The sequence below is a fragment of the Amycolatopsis sulphurea genome (assembly GCF_002564045.1).
Classification (GTDB): domain Bacteria; phylum Actinomycetota; class Actinomycetes; order Mycobacteriales; family Pseudonocardiaceae; genus Amycolatopsis; species Amycolatopsis sulphurea.
In genome coordinates, this window is record NZ_PDJK01000002.1 from 4,638,706 (window position 1) to 4,659,071 (window position 20,366).

At 70.8% G+C, this 20,366-nt stretch carries 15 protein-coding genes and 2 pseudogenes; 13 read left to right on the forward strand and 4 right to left on the reverse strand.

Annotated features, from left to right (window positions below):
* Positions 1-268 precede the first annotated feature (268 nt).
* The 8 genes from ATK36_RS27280 (at position 269) to proB (ending at position 10,261) form a co-directional block, all read left to right on the forward strand.
* Positions 269-1,204 (forward strand): ABC transporter ATP-binding protein, encoded by a 936-nt coding sequence (locus ATK36_RS27280; protein ID WP_098514083.1) that lies wholly within the window; start codon positions 269-271, stop codon positions 1,202-1,204.
* The gene (locus ATK36_RS27285) at positions 1,204-2,007 is read left to right on the forward strand and encodes an ABC transporter permease (RefSeq protein WP_098514084.1); all 804 of its coding nucleotides are present in this window, start codon (positions 1,204-1,206) and stop codon (positions 2,005-2,007) included. The genes ATK36_RS27280 and ATK36_RS27285 overlap by 1 nt, the downstream gene beginning before the upstream one ends.
* The gene (locus ATK36_RS27290; protein ID WP_098514085.1) at positions 2,007-2,816 is read left to right on the forward strand and encodes an ABC transporter permease; all 810 of its coding nucleotides are present in this window, start codon (positions 2,007-2,009) and stop codon (positions 2,814-2,816) included. The genes ATK36_RS27285 and ATK36_RS27290 overlap by 1 nt, the downstream gene beginning before the upstream one ends.
* A gap of 576 nt (positions 2,817-3,392) precedes the next feature.
* Positions 3,393-6,701: a translation initiation factor IF-2 N-terminal domain-containing protein gene (locus ATK36_RS27295; RefSeq protein ID WP_098514086.1), complete on the forward strand. Its 3,309-nt coding sequence runs from the start codon at positions 3,393-3,395 to the stop codon at positions 6,699-6,701.
* Between the two features lie 163 nt (positions 6,702-6,864).
* Positions 6,865-7,179, forward strand: a complete 315-nt coding sequence (gene rplU / locus ATK36_RS27300) for a 50S ribosomal protein L21 (protein WP_098515217.1) — start codon at positions 6,865-6,867, stop codon at positions 7,177-7,179.
* A 40-nt stretch (positions 7,180-7,219) separates the two neighbouring features.
* Complete coding sequence (gene rpmA / locus ATK36_RS27305) at positions 7,220-7,468, forward strand: 50S ribosomal protein L27 (protein WP_098514087.1); 249 nt, start codon at positions 7,220-7,222, stop codon at positions 7,466-7,468.
* A 163-nt stretch (positions 7,469-7,631) separates the two neighbouring features.
* Positions 7,632-9,158: a GTPase ObgE gene (gene obgE, locus ATK36_RS27310; protein WP_098514088.1), complete on the forward strand. Its 1,527-nt coding sequence runs from the start codon at positions 7,632-7,634 to the stop codon at positions 9,156-9,158.
* Positions 9,155-10,261, forward strand: coding sequence for a glutamate 5-kinase (proB, locus tag ATK36_RS27315; RefSeq protein WP_098514089.1), 1,107 nt, complete (start codon positions 9,155-9,157; stop codon positions 10,259-10,261). Before obgE ends, proB begins: the two co-directional genes overlap by 4 nt.
* 136 nt (positions 10,262-10,397) lie before the next feature.
* Here the strand turns inward: proB and argS are convergent.
* From argS to ATK36_RS27330, 3 genes and pseudogenes are all read right to left on the reverse strand, one after another.
* Positions 10,398-11,402: pseudogene (gene argS, locus ATK36_RS27320) on the reverse strand (arginine--tRNA ligase domain-containing protein); the annotation flags it as partial.
* Between the two features lie 212 nt (positions 11,403-11,614).
* On the reverse strand, positions 11,615-12,907 hold the full coding sequence (locus ATK36_RS27325) for an MFS transporter (RefSeq protein WP_098514090.1): 1,293 nt from the start codon (positions 12,905-12,907) through the stop codon (positions 11,615-11,617).
* Positions 12,908-13,984: 1,077 nt separating this feature from the next.
* Positions 13,985-16,093 carry a RecQ family ATP-dependent DNA helicase gene (locus ATK36_RS27330; protein ID WP_098514091.1) on the reverse strand — a complete coding sequence of 703 codons (2,109 nt, stop codon included), beginning with the start codon at positions 16,091-16,093 and terminating at the stop codon, positions 13,985-13,987.
* 180 nt (positions 16,094-16,273) lie between these two features.
* Here ATK36_RS27330 and nadD point away from each other — a divergent pair, with 180 nt between their 5' ends.
* From nadD to ATK36_RS27355, 5 genes are read left to right on the forward strand one after another with little or no spacing between them, the layout of a single operon-like run.
* On the forward strand, positions 16,274-16,873 hold the full coding sequence (gene nadD, locus ATK36_RS27335; RefSeq protein ID WP_098514092.1) for a nicotinate-nucleotide adenylyltransferase: 600 nt from the start codon (positions 16,274-16,276) through the stop codon (positions 16,871-16,873).
* Positions 16,874-16,917: 44 nt separating this feature from the next.
* Positions 16,918-17,328, forward strand: coding sequence for a ribosome silencing factor (gene rsfS, locus ATK36_RS27340; RefSeq protein ID WP_098514093.1), 411 nt, complete (start codon positions 16,918-16,920; stop codon positions 17,326-17,328).
* Entirely contained in the window at positions 17,325-17,939 is a 615-nt protein-coding gene (locus ATK36_RS27345) for a histidine phosphatase family protein (protein WP_098514094.1), read from the forward strand. Before rsfS ends, ATK36_RS27345 begins: the two co-directional genes overlap by 4 nt.
* 4 nt (positions 17,940-17,943) lie before the next feature.
* Positions 17,944-18,672, forward strand: coding sequence for a diglucosylglycerate octanoyltransferase (gene octT, locus ATK36_RS27350; protein WP_098514095.1), 729 nt, complete (start codon positions 17,944-17,946; stop codon positions 18,670-18,672).
* A gap of 4 nt (positions 18,673-18,676) precedes the next feature.
* Positions 18,677-19,531: a DegV family protein gene (locus ATK36_RS27355; RefSeq protein WP_098514096.1), complete on the forward strand. Its 855-nt coding sequence runs from the start codon at positions 18,677-18,679 to the stop codon at positions 19,529-19,531.
* 107 nt (positions 19,532-19,638) lie between these two features.
* On the opposite strand, the pseudogene ATK36_RS27360 reads toward ATK36_RS27355, so the two are convergent.
* A pseudogene (locus tag ATK36_RS27360) lies at positions 19,639-20,364 on the reverse strand (DUF3626 domain-containing protein); the annotation flags it as partial.
* Positions 20,365-20,366 lie beyond the last annotated feature (2 nt).

Consider the following 20,366-nt stretch of genomic DNA (forward strand, 5'->3'; position numbering starts at 1 on the left):
CACAGGAACTTGCACTGTTGGCAGGAACCGACGCACGCTTTCCGGTGGCTGTCTCCGGATGGTCCGCGTCTTCATCCGCCGACCAGGCAGCTGCCCGTCCGTACGACGGAATGCTTTGATGAGAGCATTCCTCGCGCACCGTCCGGTGTAACCGGGCAGGAAACAGGGGCGTCGGTGATCTCCCGCCCACGCTCCCTGCGGCCGCCCGCAACCGGTAGCCGGAACAAGTCGGTCGAAACTGTCGGTGCCGCGGCCTAGAGTCGGCGGCGTGGCAGAGATCGACTCGGCACTGGTGCGAGCCAAGGCCCTGGCAAAACGGTTCGGAGAGTTCGAAGCAGTACGCGGCATCGACATCGAGGTGCGGAGAGGGGAGGCGTTCGGGTTCCTCGGTCCCAACGGGGCCGGGAAGTCCTCGACCATGCGGATGATCGCGTGCGTTTCCCCGCGCAGCGAGGGGCAGCTGCGGGTCCTCGGCCTGGACCCGGAAGCAGACGGGCCGCGGATCCGGGCGCGGCTGGGCGTGGTGCCGCAGGAGGACAACCTCGACACCGAGCTGACCGTGCGGCAGAACCTGCACGTCTACGGCCGCTACTTCGGGCTGTCCCGGGCACACGTGCGGCGCCGGGCCGAGGAGCTGCTGGAGTTCGCGCAGCTCGCCGACCGGGCGGACAAACCGGTGGACTCGCTCTCCGGCGGGATGAAACGGCGGTTGACCATCGCCCGTTCGCTGGTCAACGACCCGGAGCTGCTGCTGCTCGACGAACCCACCACCGGGCTCGACCCACAGGCCCGGCATCTGCTGTGGGACAGGCTGTTCCGGCTCAAGGCCGAAGGCACCACGCTGATCGTGACCACGCATTACATGGATGAGGCAGAGCAGCTTTGCGATCGCCTGGTCGTCATGGACGGCGGCCGGATCGCCGCCGAGGGCTCGCCCGCCGAGCTGATCGCGCGGTACTCCACCCGGGAGGTGGTCGAGCTGCGGTTCGCGCCGGGGGACCAGGAGGCCGCCGCCGCGGGGCTCGCCGGGCTGGCCGAGCGCACGGAAGTGCTGCCGGACCGCGTGCTGCTCTACACCATGGCCGGCGAAGCCACCCTGGAACGCGCGCACGAACGCGGGGTACGCCCGGTGTCCAGCCTGGTCCGCCGCAGTTCGCTGGAGGACGTCTTCCTCCGGCTCACCGGCCGGACGCTGGTCGACTGATGGCGACCGCATCCGCCGCTCGGGTGGTCGGACCGCTCCGCGGTGCCTGGCTGCGCGTCGAAGGGCATTGGACCTGGTACCGGCGCCACTGGGTCAGCACGCTGTACTCCACCGGGCTGCAACCGGTGGTGTTCCTCGCCGCGATGGGCCTCGGCTTCGGCTCGCAGGTGAAGGCCGGACCGGCCACCGGCGGGGTGCCGTACCTGGTCTACCTGGCCCCGGCGCTGCTCGTGGCGGGCGCCGCGCAGCTGGGCATCGGCGAGTCCAGCTACCCGGTGCTGTCCGGATTCAAATGGCAGAAGGACTATCTCGCGGTCACCGCCACACCGGTGTCGCCTGGTCAAGTCCTCGGCGGGCACCTGATCTGGACCACCCTGCGGCTCACCACGGCCGGTCTGGTCTACGGGCTCATCGCGTTGCTGTTCGGCGCTTGGCCGAATGCGGGTGCGCTCATCGTCGTCCTGGTCGGCACGCTGACCGGGCTCGCCTGCGCCGTGCTGGTCACCGCGCTGGCCGCGTACACCTTCGATGAGGGCCAGCGGTTCGGGCTGCTGTTCCGGTTCGTGCTCACCCCGATGACGTTGTTCTCCGGCACGTTCTTCCCGATCACCCAGATCCCGGTGTTCCTGCGCTGGCTCGCCTGGCTTTCCCCGCTGTGGCACGGCACCGAGCTGGCCCGTGCGGCCACCCTCGGCGGTCTCGGAGCCGGGGCCGTGCTCGGGCACCTCGCGTACCTGATCGTGCTCGTGCTGGCAGGCTGGGCGATCGCGCATCGCGGGTTCTACCGAAGGCTGGTGGCGTGATGACCGCGCGGCCCGGGCTGCTGCTGCGCATCCTGCCGATCACCGGGTACCACGGCCGGGCCGGTGCGCTGATCGAACGCTCGCTGGTCGTCAGCGGCCGTTCGTGGCTCATACTGGTCTCCGGCGCGCTCGAACCGCTGCTGTACCTGCTCGCGTTCCAGATCGGCTTCGGCAAGCTGGTCACCACTGTGGCCGGGCCGGACGGGCGGCCGATGAGCTACGTCGCCTTCGTGGCCCCTGCGCTGCTCGCGGCTTCGGCGATGAACGGCGCGGTGTTCGAGAGCTACAACATGTTCTTCAAGCTGCGCTACGCCAACCACTACGAGGCAGTCCTCGCCACTCCCGTGGGGCCGCTGGACGTGGCACTCGGCGAGATCGGCTGGGCGATGCTGCGCGGCGGGCTCTACACCGTCGCGTTCATGGGCATCACCGGGGCGATGGGGTTGCTCACGTCGTGGTGGGCGCTGGCGCTGCTCCCGGTCGCGCTGCTGGTGTCGTTCGCCTTCTCGGCGATCAGCATGGCGCTGGTGAGCTTCCTGAAGTCCACCTCGCAGCTGGACTACATCCAGCTCGTGCTGATGCCGATGTTCCTGTTCTCCACCACGTTCTTCCCGCTCGCCGTGTACCCCGAGGCGCTGCAATGGCTGGTCCGGTGCTTCCCGCTGTACCACGCCATCGAGCTGATGCGCGGGCTCGCCGCCGGGTTCTTCTCCTGGGGGATGGCCGGCAACCTCGCCTACCTGCTGGCGCTCGCCGCACTCGGCGTGTGGGGCGCGACAAGGAGGATCGCGAAACTGCTGCTGACCTGAACCGCTCCGCCGGCCGGGCGGGGCTGCCGGGATGGAGGCAACTTCCGATCTGCCGGTTGCGCCCGGCGGATCGGATCACGACGGCCGGTTTCGGCGTAAGCGCAGTTCGCCGCCGTCTCCCCCCACGGTCGTCCTGCCGTAAGCGCTGGTCGGGGCGAATCCCGGCCTCTCCGACCAGCCGGAGAGTGGCTGCGGCGGCCGCACGCGGCGCGCCCGGACGCCTGCTCCGGGGCACCGACTCCACCGGGTGCACCCCCGGGTGTGGGATACTGACCTCGGCCGCCGCGCCGACGGGCATCCCGCTCGCGTCGTGAGCGGCCCGGTGGAGTGCCGGACCGGCACTACGCGCGTCGCCCCCGGGAGGCCGGGCCAAGGTCGACGTGCTGGCGGCGGTCCCGGGGGCACGCCGCCGAGCAGACCAGGACGTGCGCGGCCGCCGGTTCCGGAGGAGCGCACGGTCGCCAGCAGGATTCCCGCCGCTGGTCACCACGGCGGGCACGGAACGGAAAGGGCCCCTGTGCGGCCGCGTCGTGACCGGTGTCAACCGGCGGACGCGCCCGGGGGCGGAGGAGACACATGCCGAACGCGGACACACCCGCCGACCAGACCGGCGGGACTACCGCCGAACCCACCAGCCGCCTGGGCGAGCTGCCGCCGCGCATCCGCGTGCACGCACTGGCCAAGCTGCTCGGCCAGAGCAGCCGCGACCTGCTCGCCAAGCTCGCCGAACTCGGGGAGAGTCCGCGCAGCGCGGCCTCCAGCGTGACCCGCGAGGTCGCCCACCAGGTGGCCGAGGCACTGGACCAGGCCGCCGGCGCCACCCCGGCCACGGACACCACCCCGGCCGCCGACCCGGCTCCGGCGACCCCGGCCACGGACGAAGCCACCGCCCGCGCCGACCGGCCCGCCGAGACCCCGGCCCCCGAAGCCACGACCACCGAAACCCCGGCCCGCCCCGCCAGGACCCGGGAGCGCCGCCGCGGCTCGGCCGCCCGGACCGCCCCCGAGCCCGAGGCCGCCGCAGCCGAGCCCGCCGAAGACAGCGAAGCAAAGGCCGCCGCGCCTGGCCAGGCCGTCGTGACCAGCCCGTTCACCACCGGCCAGGCCCCGGCCGACGCCGCCGAGACCACGGGCGGCAAGACCGCGCGAGGCGGTTCCCGGCGCAGCCGCCGGGTGGTCGCCCCGGCGGTCCCGGCCGAGCAGCAGGAGACCGAGCAGGCCACGCCCGCCCGGGGTCCGGTGCACGTGCCGGTGTTCGCCGCGCCGTCGCCGGTCTTCCTGCCGCCGGAGCAGCAGGAAGCGCAGCCCGCGCGCAGCAAGCCCGCGCCCGCCGTGGCCGAGGCCACGGAGACCGCCGAGGACACCGCCGGCGAGGACACCGCGGCCGAACCGCGCGACGAGCGCCCGGACGAGGACGGCGAGGACGCCAACGGCCGCCGTCGCCGCCGCCGTGGCCGCCGTGGCCGTGGCCGGGGCAAGGGCGGCGAAGAGGGTGCCGACGTCGCGGAGCAGTCCGAGGACGCCGAGCAGCCCGCCGCCGACCAGAGCGGCAAGCGCGAGGACAAGGCCGAGCAGGACGAGGCCGATTCCGGCGACGACAACGACGCCGACGGAGGCAGCAAGCGCCGCCGCCGTCGCCGTCGCCGCAAGGGCGGGGACGACGACGCGGCCGAGACCACGGCCGGCGACGATCCGCCGAACACCGTCACCCACGTCCGCCAGGGCAAGTCCGAGTCCGAGCGCCCGGTGCGCGACGAGGTGCGCAGCGTCCGCGGCTCCACCCGGCTGGAGGCCAAGCGCCAGCGCCGCCGCGACGGCCGGGAGGCGGGCCGCCGCCGTGCCCCGATCCTGTCCGAGGCCGAGTTCCTGGCCCGCCGCGAAGCGGTCGAGCGCACCATGGTCGTCGCCGAGAAGGGCGACTCCACCCAGATCGGCGTGCTCGAGGACGGCGTGCTGGTCGAGCACTTCGTGACCCAGTCGGGCACCGGCTCGATCGTCGGCAACGTGTACCTGGGCCGGGTGCAGAACGTGCTGCCCAGCATGGAGGCCGCGTTCATCGACATCGGCCGCGGCCGCAACGCGGTGCTCTACGCCGGCGAGGTCGACTGGGACGCGGCCGGCCTGGAGGGCAAGGCCCGCAAGATCGAGCAGGCCCTCTCCACCGGCGACAGCGTGCTGGTGCAGGTCACCAAGGACCCGGTCGGGCACAAGGGCGCCCGGCTGACCACGCAGATCTCGCTGCCCGGCCGGTTCCTGGTCTACGTCCCCGCGGGCGGGGCCACCGGCATCTCCCGCAAGCTGCCGGAGAACGAGCGCCGCCGGCTCAAGGACATCCTCAAGCGGATCGTCCCGGAGGACGCGGGCGTGATCATCCGCACCGCCTCGGAGGGCATCTCCGAAGAGGAGCTGGACCGCGACGTGCAGCGGCTCAAGGCGCAGTGGGACGTCATCAAGGACAAGGCCGCGGCCGGGTCCGGCAAGAAGGGCGGCGCTCCGGCGATGCTCTACGAGGAGCCGGATCTGCTGGTCAAGGTCGTGCGGGACCTGTTCACCGAGGACTTCGCCCAGCTGGAGGTGCAGGGCGGCAAGGCCTGGGACACCATCCACGGCTACGTGCAGCACGTCGCCCCCGACCTGACCGACCGGCTCAAGCGCTACATCGGCAACGGCGACGCGTTCGCCGACCACCGGATCGACGAGCAGATCACCAAGGCGCTCGACCGCAAGGTCTGGCTGCCCTCCGGCGGTTACCTGGTCATCGACCGCACCGAGGCGATGACCGTGATCGACGTGAACACCGGCAAGTTCACCGGCTCCGGCGGCAACCTCGAGGAGACGGTGACCCGCAACAACCTGGAGTCGGCCGAGGAGATCGTCCGCCAGCTGCGGCTGCGCGACATCGGCGGCATCATCGTGATCGACTTCATCGACATGGTGCTGGAGTCCAACCGGGAACTGGTGCTGCGCCGGCTCACCGAATGCCTCGGCCGCGACCGCACCCGTCACCAGGTCGCCGAGGTCACCTCGCTCGGCCTGGTGCAGATGACCCGCAAGAAGATCGGCACCGGGCTGCTCGAAGCGTTCTCCACGCCGTGTGAGCACTGCAAGGGCCGCGGCGTGGTCGTCTCCACCGAACCGCAGCGCGGCAACGGCGGTGGCGGCGGCGGGCACAACGGCAACGGGCACAACCACGGCGGGGACACGAAGTCCTCCCGGCGTTCCCGCGGCCGCGGCAAGGGCGGCGAAGAGCAGCACACCGAGCATCAGGCGAAGAACGAGCCGGTGTCCGCGGGCCCGACGCCGGAGCAGCGCGAATCGGTGGCCTCCGCGGTACAGGCGATGGCCAACGCCTCGAAGGCCGCGTCCACCCGTGGTGAACACGACGAGCCCGCCGGGGAGGAGGCCGAACCGGACCGGCAGCCCCGGGAGGGCAGTGGCGAGTCCGCCGGGGACCAGCCGGTGACCGCCGAGGCCCCGTCCGCCGAGCCCGTCCGCGAAACCACCGGCCGCTCGGCCACCCGGTCCCGCCGGGTCGCGAGCCGGGCCGCCGGAAGGGCCGGTCCCGCGCGGGAACTCGCCGGCCAGCCGGTGACCACCGCGGCCGACGAGACCGAGGTGCGCCCGGCGGAGCCGTCCGCCGGGCCCGCCCGGGAAGTCGCGGATGCGCCGGTCACCACGTCGGCCGACGAAACCGTGGTGCCCCAGGCGGAACCGGCCGTGGCGCCGTCCTCTCCGGAACCGGAGCCCGCGGAAGCCCCTGAGGCCGCTGCCGGGGAACCCGAGGTCGAGGTGCCCGCTCCGGCCGGACGCAGCGGCCGCCGGCGCTCGCGGCGGGCGGCTTCGCGGCCGGCGGGCCCGCCGGTGCACGCCACCGACCAGAGCTGATCGAGCACAGGGGGACCCCGGGTGTAACCGAGCCCGGGGCCTCCCGTAACCTGGACTACGGCTCACCGCCAGAGTGAGTCGCTGCGCGAGCACCTGGACCGCCTCCCGGCGGGCCGGCCGCGCCAGCCCCTGAACCCATTGTCGAGTAATGCAGGAGACTTCCGTGTCGGCGTACGCGATCGTCAAGACCGGCGGCAAGCAGTACAAGGTGGCCGTCGGCGACGTCGTCGAGGTCGAGAAGCTCGAGGGCGAGCCGGGCACCGAGCACACCTTCACCGCCGTGCTGTTCGTCGACGGTGGCCAGGTCACCACGGACGCCGATGCGCTGGCGAAGGTCTCGGTCACCGGCAAGGTCGTCGAGCAGACCAAGGGTCCGAAGATCCGGATCCACAAGTTCAAGAACAAGACCGGCTACCACAAGCGCCAGGGTCACCGGCAGAAGCTGACCCGCGTCGAGGTCACCGCGATCTCCCAGTAAGACTTTCCGGATCTTCGCCAGAGCAAGAAGGGCTTGAACGATGGCTCACAAGAAGGGTGCGTCCAGCTCCCGCAACGGTCGTGATTCGAACGCGCAGCGCCTCGGCGTGAAGCGCTTCGGCGGCCAGCAGGTCAACGCGGGCGAGATCATCATCCGCCAGCGGGGCACCAAGTTCCACCCCGGCGTGAACGTCGGCCGCGGCGGCGACGACACGCTGTTCGCGCTGGCTGCCGGTGCGGTCAAGTTCGGTGCGAAGCGCGGCCGCAAGACCGTCAACATCGAGCCGTAACGGGCGATGTCGGGGCGACGTGTGTCCGCCGAAAGCGCGGACCACGTCGCCCGTTACTCGTGTTAGCCCCGGGGGCCCGAGCCCCCGGAACCCCCACGGTGCGGCCGCTGGAGACCCAGCGTGAGCCGCGCCGTTTTTCGTGTGCAGGGAAAGGTGCGACGTCATGGCGTCCCGGTTCGTGGACCGTGCGGTCATCCATCTGACCGCCGGTGACGGGGGCAACGGATGCGCCTCGGTGCACCGTGAGAAGTTCAAGCCGCTCGGCGGCCCGGACGGCGGCAACGGCGGCAACGGCGGCGACGTCACGCTCGTCGTCGACCCCAGCGTGCACACCCTGCTCGACTTCCACTTCCGCCCGCACGCCCGCGCCGGCAACGGCAAGATGGGCATGGGCAGCAACCGCAACGGCGCCGCCGGCCAGCCGCTGGAGATGCGCGTCCCGGCCGGCACCGTGGTGTTCACCGAGGACGGCGAGCTGGTGGCCGACCTGGTCAACCCGGGCACCCGGTTCGTCGCCGCGCAGGGCGGCCGGGGCGGGCTGGGCAACGCGGCGCTGGCCTCAAAGGCCCGCAAGGCACCCGGTTTCGCGCTGCTGGGCGAGCCGGGGGAAAGCCGCAACCTGGTGCTGGAGCTGCGTTCGGTGGCCGACGTCGGGCTGCTCGGCTTCCCGTCCGCGGGCAAATCCTCGCTGATCTCCGTGCTGTCCGCGGCCAAGCCGAAGATCGCCGACTACCCGTTCACCACGCTGGTGCCGAACCTCGGCGTGATCACCGCCGGGTCCACTGTGTACACGATGGCGGATGTGCCCGGCCTGATTCCCGGCGCTTCCGAGGGCCGCGGCCTGGGGCTGGACTTCCTGCGCCACATCGAGCGCTGCGCGGTACTGGTGCACGTGGTCGACTGCGCCACCCTCGAACCCGGTCGCGATCCAGTGTCCGATGTGGACGCGCTGGAGGCGGAGCTGGCCCGCTACACCCCCCGCCTGGGCGGCAAGCTCGAAGAGCGCCCGCGGGTGGTCGTGCTGAACAAGATCGACGTCCCGGAAGCGGCGGAGCTGGCCGAATTCGTGCGCACCGACTTCGAGGAACGCGGGCTGCGGGTGTTCGAGGTGTCCACCGCCTCGCGCAGGGGCCTGCGGGAATTGAGCTTCGCCCTCGCCGAGGTCGTCACGGCCTATCGCGAGGCACAGCCGGTGCTGGAGCCGGAAAAGATCGTTCTGCGCCCGCTCGCGGTCGACGACACCGGGTTCACCGTGTCGCCCGACCCCGAAGAGGAGGGCGCGTTCGTCGTCCAGGGCGCCCGGCCGGAACGCTGGATCCGGCAGACCAACTTCGCCAACGACGAGGCGGTCGGCTACCTGGCCGACCGGCTCAACCGCCTCGGCGTCGAGGACGCGCTGGCCAAACGCGGCGCGAAACCGGGCAGCCCGGTCACCATCGGCGACATCCAGTTCGAATGGGAGCCGTCCACGCCCGGGGCCGCCGTGCACCTGTCCGGCCGGGGCACCGACGTCCGGCTGGAGCGCAACGACCGGGTCGGCGCAGCCGAACGCAAGGAAGCCCGGCGGATCCGCCGGGACGGCCCGGACGAGCCCGAGGACGGCCCGGACGACGAGCCGGCCGGCCTCGCCGACGACCTCGGCGAGGTGTGGACCGACGAGGATCCGGCCGCCCCGGAGCAGGACCGGTGAACGGGACCCGGCAGGCGATCGCCGAGGCCCGCAGGCTCGTGGTCAAGGTCGGCTCGTCCGCGCTGACCACCGCGGGCAGCGGGCTCGACGTGGCCCGGCTGGACGCGCTGGTCGACGCGATCGCCGACCGGGCACGGCGCGGCGCACAGATCGTGCTCGTGTCCTCGGGCGCGATCGGCGCCGGTCTGGCGCCGCTGGAGCTGGGCAAACGCCCGCGTGACCTGGCCACCCAGCAGGCCGCCGCGAGCGTCGGCCAGCTCGCGCTCGCGCACGCGTACGCGGAGTCGTTCGGCCGGTACGCGCTCACCGTCGGCCAGGTCCTGCTGACCTCGGACGACGTGGTCCGCCGGTCCCACTACCGCAACGCGCAGCGCACTTTCTCCCGGCTGCTCGCCCTCGGCGCGGTGCCCGTGGTGAACGAGAACGACACCGTGGCCACCCAGGAGATCCGGTTCGGCGACAACGACCGGCTGGCCGCACTGGTGGCCCACCTGATCGGTGCCGACGCACTCGTCCTGCTGTCCGATGTGGACGGACTGTACGACGGGGATCCGCGCTCCGGCGCCACCCGCCGCATCGCCGAGGTGCACAGCGAGTCCGATGTAGACGGAATCTCGGTCGGCATGTCCTCCTCCGGCCTCGGCACCGGCGGCATGGTCTCGAAACTCGCCGCCGCCCGCACCGCGGCCGGCGCCGGCATCCCCGTCCTGCTCGCCGCCGCCGCGAACGCCGCCGACGCGCTCGGCAGGGCCGAGGTCGGCACCGCGTTCACCCCCGCCGACACCCGCCTGTCCGCTCGGCGTTTCTGGCTCGGCTACGCCACCGACGCCACCGGCAAACTCCGCCTCGACGAAGGCGCGGTCCAGGCCATCCTGCGCCGCCGCTCGCTCCTGTCCGCCGGCATCACCGGCCTCGACGGCGATTTCCAGGCCGGCGACGTGGTCGACCTCGTCGACCCGGCCGACCTCCCTGTCGCGCGCGGCGTGGTTGCCTTCGATGCGGCTGAGCTGCCTGCGTTGATCGGCCGTTCCAGCCATGAGCTTCCGGTGGAGCAGCGTCGTGAGGTGGTGCACGCGGATGATTTGGTGCCGCTGCGCCGCTGAGTCGTCGTGTGTCTCTCGCGGACTCGATGGGGGCTGCCTGCGTTGATCGGCCGGTCCAGTCATGAGCTTCCGGTGGAGCAGCGTCGCGAGGTGGGTCCAGCAGGTCGGCGAGCTTGATCGTCTCGCCTGCGCGCGTCCGCATCACCTTGCCGTCCGCACCGAGTACCGAGCCGAACCCGATGTGCTCGGCGTGTACACCGTCTAGCCAGCCTACTGCGCGGCATACCGCGAACAGCATCGCGAAGTGCTGTGCCTGCGGTGTGCCGACCACGTACAGCAAATCGGTGGCGCCACGTTCCGTGGTCCAGTACTTCGCTGTGGCGAGATCCGTGGCCGCATAGCCGTAGCCGCCGTCGCGTTTGCGGACGATCAGCGGAAGGCGGTCGCCTTCGCGGTTGTGGAAGCCTTCGGGGAATACACAGACCGCGCCGTCGCTGATCTCGGTGAGCCCGTCCGCTTCCAGCTCGTCGACGACCGTCGCGAGGCACGGGTTGTAGAAGCTCTCGCCGTAGATGTCGGCGTCGGTCAGCGTGATGCCGAGATTTCGGTAGACCTCGTTGAAGTGCCGAGCCGATTCGTCGACGAGTTCCTGCCACACCGCGAGGGTTTCGAGGCCTCCGCTCTGCAGCTTGACCACGCGCTCGCGAGATCTCGCGGCGAACTTCTCGTCGCTGTCGAACTTCCGCCGTGCAGTCTGGTAGAACGCGTTCAGGTCGCCGATTCCGTTGCGGGCCGCCGGTGGTTCGTCCAGCAGACGCTCGACGAGCATGCCGAACGGCGTGCCCCAGTCGCCGAGATGGTTGTGCGGCAGCACTTCGTGCCCGGCGAACCGCAGCAGCCGGGCAATCGCGTCGCCGAGCACCGTGGACCGCAGGTGCCCGACGTGCATTTCCTTCGCGACGTTGGGACTGCTGTAGTCGAGCGCGATGCGGCGGGGCTGTTCCTCCGGTGCCACGCCGAGCCGGTCGTCCCCGGCCAGTGCGTGCACGCGGTCTTCGAGCCAGACTCGGCGCAGCACGAAGTTGAGAAACCCAGGCCCGGCGATCTCCGGCGGTTCGAGCACGTCCCCGAGGTCGAGGTGTTCCAGGATCCGCCCAGCCACTTCACGGGGTGGGGTCGCGAGTCGTTTGCCCAGGCTCATCGCCAGGTTGACCTGGTAATCCACACCGTCGCGTGTGGACACTGCGAGGAGCGCGGGCCGGGGCCAGATCGAGACCGAACGCGCGGCCGACTGCGGCCACCACGCGTCGCGCCAGATCCTCGTTCACTTCGAGCTGCGGTTGCACAGTGTTCCTCCTTCGCGTCGGCGGATCGCCGCAGCACACCGACTTCGCGTGGACGGAATCGAACAGATTACTGCAGCTCAGTGCCCTTCGTCTCGGGCAGCCGCAGAATGACGAGGAACGCGATGGCCGCCGCGATCGCCACGTACCAGAAGAACGCCGTTCCGGCCCCGGCCGCGGACAGCGCGTTGAGCACCAGGGGAGCGGTGCCGCCGAACACCGCGACGGTGAGGTTGTACCAAGCGCCGATGCCCAGCCCACGCAGTTCGGTGGGGAACAGCTCACTCATGATCGCCGGGGCGAGCGAGGTCATCGCGGTGTAGAGCCCGAGCCCCACACAGAACACGACGAGCAGCCCGCCGAGCCCCGGCCGCACGAGGTACGACAGTGGGACGATCACCAGCGCCGTCGCCCCGGCCCACACGAGCAGCTGCGGTTTGCGCCCCGCCCGGTCGGCGAGCGCCCCCATCGGGTACTGGAGCGCGACGAACAATGCGGTGCCGATGGACAACGCGAGGAAGGTGTCGACGTCGTCCGCGCCCCGGTTCTTCACCGCGAACGAAGTGAGCGCGCTGAAGAACGTGTAGTAGCAAAGCGTCGACAGCATCGTGAATCCGACCAGCTGCCCGACTGCACGCGGGTGGTGCGTGAGCGTGGTGCGCAACGGCCGTTCGACGCGCCGGGCTTGTTCTTTTTTCCGTTGGTACAGCTCGCTTTCGGTGAGACTGTGGCGCAACCACAGCCCCACGACGCCGAGCACCCCGCCGAGCAGGAACGGAATCCGCCAGCCGAACGAGCTCAGCTGGCTCTTGTCCATCGTCCGCGCAAGCACGAACCCGAGCACCGTCGCGACCAGCACTGCCGACCCGGTCGAGATGTAGAAGAACGAGGAATACCGACCCCGCCGTTCGTCCGGCGCGATCTCCCCGAGGTAGGCGGAGGCGTTGGACACCTCACCCCCGAGCGAAAGCCCCTGCGCGATCCGTGCGACGAGCAGCAGCACCGGCGCCAGCCACCCCACCTGTTCGAACGTCGGCAGCACCCCGATCGCCACGGACCCGCCCGCCATCAACCCGATGGTGAGAATCATCGCCGGCTTGCGCCCGCGCACGTCCGCGAACCGCCCGAGCAGCACGCCACCGAGCGGCCGGAAGAAGAACGCGAGCGCGTAGGTGGCGAACGTGTTGATCAACGCCAGCGTGTCGTTCCCGGCCGGGAAGAAGGCCGCCGCGAAGTAGATGCTGAACGTCCCGTAGATCGTCCAGTCGAACCACTCCAGCGCGTTCCCCGCACTGGCCGCGAACAACTTCCGCACCGGCAACCGATGCCGCGCAGTCCCGTCGGCCACCGCCGGCTCGCCCATTCCCGACCTCCCCGTCTCACCCGAAGCAGGACGGCACTTTGCCAGAAACCGCCCGGCCTCGGTAGTTCCTGCCGAATCGGTTCCTGATCAGTTCCCTTCGAGTCCCGGGGCCGGCCTCCCCCTCGGTACCGGTCGTCGTGCCTGTCGGCCGGTTCGTGTTGGTCTGGCGTGCCTGCTGGCTCGTGCGGTCTGGTGTCCGTGGTGCCTGCCGCCCGTGGGGTCTGGTGCCGGTCGTGTCTGCCGCTGGTCGGGTTGGGTGCCCGTGGTGCTCGCCCGGTCGGGCTCGGTGTGTCTGCCGCTCGTCGCGTTTGGTGCCCGTGGTGCCTGGCCGGTCGGGGCCGGGTGTGGTGCCTGACCCGGTCAGGCCCGGTGTGCTGGGTCCGGCCGGGGCTTGGCGTGCTGGGGTCCGGCTCGTCCGGCGCCCGCGGACCCGCTTGTTGCCCGCCCTGTCCGGGCAATCGACGTGCGCAGCGGCTGCATACTCCTCGGCCGATGGGCCGCCGCCGAGACCGGGATTCCGGTCGGCAGCCAGGGAGCAGCCCAGTCGAACTGCCCACTCGCTCGCTCGGCTCTCGCCGTGCCTCTGCGCATCCGGGACGAGATGTGCGTTCGCCACAGCCCGTCTGCCAAGTCTTTCGCTCAGGCTACTCGGCCGCCTTACTGACCCGGATAGCCCTTACGGAGCCACGCATCAGGACGACTCGCCGCACGATTGTCCCGGCGCGCCAACGCCCTACCCGAGGCCGCACAAGCACGCCGCCGGTCCGGATTCGCCCACGTCGCGCGATCGAGGTCGCCGCCTGTTCACGCCGCCCACGTACACCGTCAAGCCGAGCTCACCAGATCGCTCGCCAGGCACCCGTGCTGGCGGACCGGGCCGCTCAAACGCTCGGTTCCCCCAGATCGCTCACTCCCCTCCGTCCGTTGGCACCATCGACCGGCGCCTTCCTTAACCAGCCTGCCGCCACTCACCAACGCCATCCACTTGACACGCCCCGTCGGTTCCGGATCCCCTCCTTCCTCACCCCTCTCTCCATGTCCCGCCCCCTCCCAGCCACGCGCACCCCGGGCCCCGGCTCAGGCCGTGCTGGCCAAGGCAAACGGCAACACCGCGTCCGCTCCCGCGGTACGGAGCAGACGGGCGGCCAGCGTCATCGTCCAGCCGGTGTCGATCACGTCGTCCACCAACAGGATCGGTCCATGCGTCCCGGCCAGTGCCTCGGCCAGCGGCTCCGGCAGGCTCAGCCGCCGCCACAGATCCGCCAGCCGCTGGGCGCTGTTCGCCTGCCGGGGCGGCGGGCCTGCCGACGCCAGGTCGCCGAGGTAGTCCAGTCGCCCGATCGCGGACAACCGCAACGCGAGGCTGTCGACCAGCTGTGGCCGCGTCGCCGAAGGGATCGCCACCACCGCCACCGGACGTTCCTTCCACTGCCACGAGGCGAGCACCTTGACGCATGCGTCGAACACCGAGTCCGGCACCTCGGTGTCGGCCGAGCCCGGCCCGACGAGCGAACGCAGCCGGCCACCCCAGCCGACGTCGGTGAGCCTGCCCAGCACCTGACCCGGTTCGGCCTGTTCGCCCGCCGCGATCCGGCCGGACAGCGGCACGTCGAGCCCGCTCATCCCGCTCGGCCACTGCTTGCGCGGCGCGATCTCGACGCCGGGCCGGTCGAGCCGTTCCCGCGTTGCGCCGGCGATCTCCTCGGACACCGCGGTGTCCCAGTGCTGCCCGGTGCAGTTGTCGCACCGGCCGCACGGTGCCGCCTCCGGATCGTCCAGCTGCTTGCGGAGGTACTCCATCCGGCACCCCGTGGTCGCCAGGTAGCCGAGCATCGCGTCCTGCTCCGCCACCCGCGCCGTGCCGACCCGCTCGTACCGCTCGCGGTCGTACTTCCACGGCTGCCCGGTGCTTTCCCAGCCGCCTCGCACCCGGCGGACCGCACCGTCCACATCGAGCACCTTCAACACCATTTCCAGCCGCGACCGGGAAAGCTCGACAGACGGCTCCAGCGCGGCTGTCGAAAGTGGACGGTCGGCGTAGGAAAGCGTGTTCAGCACCTGGGAGACCCGCAGCTCGTCCGGGAAGGCGAGCGAGCCGAAATAGGCCCAGATCGCCTTGTCCTCGCGGCCCGGCAGCAGCACCACCTCGGCCTTCTCCACCCCGCGCCCAGCCCGGCCGACCTGCTGGTAATACGCGATCGGCGAGGACGGCGCGCCCAGGTGCACGACGAACCCCAGATCCGGTTTGTCGAACCCCATACCGAGCGCCGAGGTGGCCACGAGCGCCTTCACCCGGTTGGCCAGGAGATCGTCCTCCGCAGCCTGCCGGTCGGCCGGATCGGTCTTGCCGGTGTACGCCGCCACCGGGTACCCGCGGTCGCTCAGCAACGCGGTGACGTCGTGCGCGGCCGCCACAGTGAGCGTGTAGATGATCCCCGACCCGGGCAGATCCGCGAGGTGCTCGGCGAGCCAGGCCAGCCGGGCCTCGTCGGTGGGCAGTTCAGCGACCGCGAGCCGGAGGCTCTCCCGGTCGAGCGGCCCGCGCAGCACCAGGGTTCCCGCCTCGTCGCCGATGCCGAGCTGCTCGGCGACGTCGGTGGCCACCCGGTCGTTCGCGGTCGCCGTGGTGGCGAGCACGGGCACGCCGTCCGGCAGATCGCCCAGCAGTGTGCGCAGCCGCCGGTAGTCCGGCCGGAAGTCGTGCCCCCAGTCGGAGATGCAGTGGGCCTCGTCGACCACCAGCAGCCCGGCCTCCGCGGTGAGCTTCGGCAGCACCCGGTCGCGGAAGTCCGGGTTGTTCAACCGTTCGGGACTGACCAGGAGCACATCCACCTCGCCGGTCGCCACGCTCGCCTGGACCTGATCCCATTCCTGTGCGTTGGCCGAGTTGATGGTCGCCGCGTGGATCCCGGCGCGGGCAGCCGCGGAGATCTGGTTGCGCATCAGCGCGAGCAGCGGCGAGACGATCACGGTCGGGCCCGTGCCCCGCTCCCGCAGCAGCGCCGTGGCCAGGAAGTACACCGCCGACTTGCCCCATCCGGTGCGCTGCACGACGAGCGCGCGCCGGTGGTGCGCGACCAGCGCCTCGATGGCGGTCCACTGGTCGTCACGGAGCTGGGCGGTCTCCCCGGCGAGCGCGCGGAGCAGCGTCTCGGCGCGGGTTCGCAGGGTCTCGGTGGTGTCCACATCCCACGTCTACCCCATGCCCCCGACAAACCGGGAGCCGGAGGCGGAGCGAACGGGCCGCTCACACTCGGAAACCCAGGGTTATGTGACTCATGTCACAATCTAGCCGGGTTCGGGGTTAGCCACGTCGCAGTCCGGAGGGGCAGCCGCCGCGCCTGCGCGCGTATAGGCTCACCAGCTATGTCACCACGCCGGATCGGGGTCATGGGTGGCACCTTCGACCCCGTGCACCACGGCCACCTCGTCGCGGCGAGCGAAGTCCAGTCCAGGTTCGCTCTCGACGAGGTCATCTTCGTCCCCACCGGCCAGCCGTGGCAGAAGGTGGGCCGCCGGGTCACCCGGGCCGAGGACCGCTATCTGATGACGGTGATCGCGACCGCCTCCAACCCGGTGTTCTCGGTGAGCCGGGTGGACATCGACCGCGGCGGGCAGACCTACACCGTGGACACGCTCCGGGATCTGCACGAGGAGTACCCGGACGACGAATTGTTCTTCATCACCGGAGCGGACGCGCTCGAGCAGATCCTCACCTGGCACAAGGCGGACGAGCTGTTCGACTTCGCGCATTTCATCGGGGTCACCCGGCCCGGGTATCGGCTCAATTCGCATCATCTGCCCAGCGGCAAGGTGAGCCTGGTGGAAGTCACCGCGATGGCGATCTCGTCCACCGCATGCCGCGAACGCGTCGAGCGTGGGGAGCCGGTCTGGTACCTCGTACCGGACGGTGTGGTGCGTTACATCGCGAAGAAGGACCTGTACCGCAAGGACCGCGACGGCTGACCGGGTACGCTCTTCCGGGCGTACCCCGAATCCGAAGGAGCACTGTGGCAGCGACGTCCGAGGCGCGGGACCTGGCGGTGGCGGCAGCGCACGCGGCCGCCGACAAACTGGCCAGCGACGTGGTCGTGCTGGACGTGTCCGACCAGCTCGTGATCACCGACGCCTTCGTGATCGCGTCCGCGCTGAACGAGCGGCAGGTCGGTGCGATCGTCGACAACGTGGAAGAGAAGCTGCGCATCGACGGGCACAAGCCGGTCCGCCGCGAAGGGGCTCGCGAGGGCCGCTGGGTGCTGCTGGACTACGTCGATGTCGTGGTCCACGTGCAGCACGTCGAAGAGCGTTCGTTCTACGGGCTCGAGCGGCTCTGGAAGGACTGCCCGCGGATCGAGGTCGAAGGGCTCAAGCCGGTACCCGCAGAGGTGCCCGGCGACGACGCGGAGGGCCGGCAGGCGTGAGCCCGGGGCGGCTGCTGCTGTGGCGGCATGGCGAGACGGATTACAACGCCGCCGGCCGCATGCAGGGGCACTTGGATTCCGCGCTGACCCCGGTCGGCTGGAACCAGGCTCGGTTCGCCGTCCCCGCGCTCGCCCGGTTTTCCCCGGATCTGGTGATCGCCTCGGATCTGCACCGGGCCACCGACACCGCGACGGTGCTCACCGAAGCGATCGGCGTGCCGTTGCGGATCGACAAGCGGCTGCGGGAAACGCACCTGGGCGAATGGCAGGGCATGACTGGCCCCGAGGTAGACGCGGCCTACCCCGGTGACCGCGCCCGCTGGCGTGCCGACGCCGCGTGGGCGCCACCCGGCGGCGAGTCGCGCGTGGACGTCGCCGAGCGGGCCACCGAGGTGGTCGAGGATCTGCTGGCCCCGAACTCCGAGGTCGGCGAAGCGGTGCTGCTGGCCACGCATGGCGGGCTGATCGTCGCGCTCACCGCCAAGCTGCTCGATCTGCCCGTCGGGGTCTGGCCGTCGCTGGGCGGGATCATGAACTGCCACTGGGTGGAGCTTGGCCGCCGAGACGGAAAATGGCGGCTGCACGCATACAACACGGGGATCACCGGCTGAGCCGATGGGCCCGCACCTGCTTGTCTTCGGCGATTCGCTGTGTTTCCACGGACCCGAAGGCCCCTGCGCCGCGGATGAACCGCGGTTATGGCCCAATGTCACCGCGAACGCCCTCTCCGGCCGCGCCGATCTGGTCGCCGGAATCGGCTGGACTGCGCGCGATCTCTGGTGGTCGCTCACCGGCGATCCTCGAGTCTGGGCCGATCTGCACCGCGTGGACGCCGTCGTGCTCGCCGTGGGCAGCATGGACACGTTGCCATCGCCGTTGCCTACCTATCTCCGCCAAGGTCTGCGGTACGTGCGGCCCGAGCGCGTCCGCCACGTCATCCGGGGCGCGTATCTGGCCGCTCAGCCGAAATTGTCCATCGCTTTGCGTGGGCGTCCCCGGGTCCTTCCGGCGCACTTGACGGTCAGCTTCCTCGATCAGTCCATCGAAGCGTTGCGCGCACTGCGTCCTGAGTTGCCGGTGTTCGGAATGGTGCCGTCGGTGCACCGCGCGGATGCGTACGGCCGGGTACACACGGGGCGTGCCGCAGCGGTTGCTTCGCTCACATCGTGGGCAGCGCAGCGCGAAGTTCCGTTGGTCGACACGCCCGGCGCTATTGGCGAACACGTGCTCAGTGGTGCGGGAAATCCGGACGGTATGCACTGGGGATGGGCCGGACATGAGGTGTTCGGCACCGCGATGGCGAAGCTGATCGCGCCGTATGTCGGCGCCGGCAACGTAGGCTGAGCGCGTGTCGGTCGCCGTGGTCACGGATTCCACCGCGCACCTGCCCGAAGGCTTCGCCGAGCGGCACGCGGTGCGGGTGGTGCCTCTGCATGTCCTGGTAGACGGTGTCAGTTCATTGGACGGCGTCGCCATGGGCCCGGCCGCGCTCGCGGAAGCGCTGGGCGAGCACAAGATCGTCACGACCTCCCGCCCCACGCCCGCGGAGTTCGCCGCCGAGTTCCGGGCCGCACTCGATGCGGGTTCGGACGCAGTGGTCTCGATCCACCTGTCCAGCGAGCTGTCCGGCACCTGGGAGGCCGCGGTGATCGCGGCCGAGGAGGTGGGTTCCGACCGGATTCGGGTGGTCGATTCCCGTACCACGGCAATGGGTCTGGGGTTTTCCGCACTGCACGCGGCGGTCGTCGCGGCAGAGGGCGCCGGCCCCGCCGAGGTGGAAGCCGCGGCGGTGAACGCGGCCAGGCGGTCCTCGACGCTGTTCGTCGTCGAGACGCTCGAACACCTGCGTCGCGGCGGGCGGATCGGATCCGCGGCCGCGCTGTTCGGCACCGCGCTGGCGGTGAAACCGGTGCTGCACATGTCCGAAGGACGGATCCTGCCGCTGGAGAAGGTCCGCACGATGAACCGGGCGATGGACAGACTGGTCGAGCTGTCCGTGCGTGCCGCCGGTACCGGGCCGGTCGAGCTGGCGGTACACCACCTCGCCTCGCCGGAACGAGCGGTCGAGCTGGCGAACCGGCTGGAGGAAGCGATTCCGGGCTGCGGCGGCGGGTGCGTGGTCTCGGAAATCGGTGCGGTGATCGGCGCGCACACCGGTCCCGGAGTGCTCGGCGTGGTCGTGCAGCGGGCCGCGGGTGAGTGAGCCCGTATCTCGGGACTTCCGAATCTCGCCACGTCGTGCCATACGCGTTTGAGAGCCTGTTCATCATGCTTCCCGGACCGGGAGGCAGCGCCGAGTACCGCCGGATCGAGCCGCCCGTCTTGTTCGACGGAGAGGCCGAGAGCGACGAATTCCGCGCCCCGGCACGTCGGATGGCGGCGGAGTTCCGCGACGGCAAGCGTAAAACCGCCGTGCCATTCGATCGGGCAGCCGAGGCGCAGCGCCGCGTTCTCCCTCGGAGTGCCCCGATGACTCGGATCGAGCACGCGCGCCTCGACATCCCGGCTCAGGTCCAGGCCACCGTGTACGTGCGCCTCCACGTAGTCGTCCCATGGGTCTTTGTCGTCTGCTGCAGCTTGCGCGATCAGGGGTGAGAGCCGGGCGGAAACCCCGACATCCGTGGGTTCGAAACCGCCGTCCGGATAGCAGAACGTGGTCCGAGCCAAGGTATCCGCAGCGAGCCGGAAGTGCGCCGAGCCGAACCGCGGTGAGGCGCCGACCCGACGCGCACGGAAATTGAGCGCACCGTAGACCGGCCGATCCACCGGTGGCGCGTTGTCGTAGGCGCCGGTGAAGATCCGGCTTTCCCAGCGCCACCGGTCGCCACCGGGATACGCGATCAGCCCGCCGTTGCCGGTACCGGTTTCGAACTGCGAGCGGTAACGACCGTCGCCGACCATGCGGTCGAGAATCGGTACGCCGTCGGCGAGCCGATCCGGGTGGAAGTGCAGGGTTACCGGCCAGGCCGGGTCCACCGGTTCGCCTGCGGACTGTGCGGTGACGTGAGCGAGTGCCCGCTCTGAGGGAGATGGCATGG

Bases quoted from the DNA above. Each gene is read 5' to 3' on its own strand.
- octT (WP_098514095.1), top strand. From the start codon at position 17,944: ATGGGCCCGCACCTGCTTGTCTTCGGCGATTCGCTGTGTTTCCACGGA.
- nadD (WP_098514092.1), top strand. From the start codon at position 16,274: ATGTCACCACGCCGGATCGGGGTCATGGGTGGCACCTTCGACCCCGTG.
- ATK36_RS27285 (WP_098514084.1), top strand. From the start codon at position 1,204: ATGGCGACCGCATCCGCCGCTCGGGTGGTCGGACCGCTCCGCGGTGCC.
- ATK36_RS27295 (WP_098514086.1), top strand. From the start codon at position 3,393: ATGCCGAACGCGGACACACCCGCCGACCAGACCGGCGGGACTACCGCC.
- ATK36_RS27325 (WP_098514090.1), bottom strand. From the start codon at position 12,907: ATGGGCGAGCCGGCGGTGGCCGACGGGACTGCGCGGCATCGGTTGCCG.
- rpmA (WP_098514087.1), top strand. From the start codon at position 7,220: ATGGCTCACAAGAAGGGTGCGTCCAGCTCCCGCAACGGTCGTGATTCG.
- obgE (WP_098514088.1), top strand. From the start codon at position 7,632: ATGGCGTCCCGGTTCGTGGACCGTGCGGTCATCCATCTGACCGCCGGT.
- ATK36_RS27290 (WP_098514085.1), top strand. From the start codon at position 2,007: ATGACCGCGCGGCCCGGGCTGCTGCTGCGCATCCTGCCGATCACCGGG.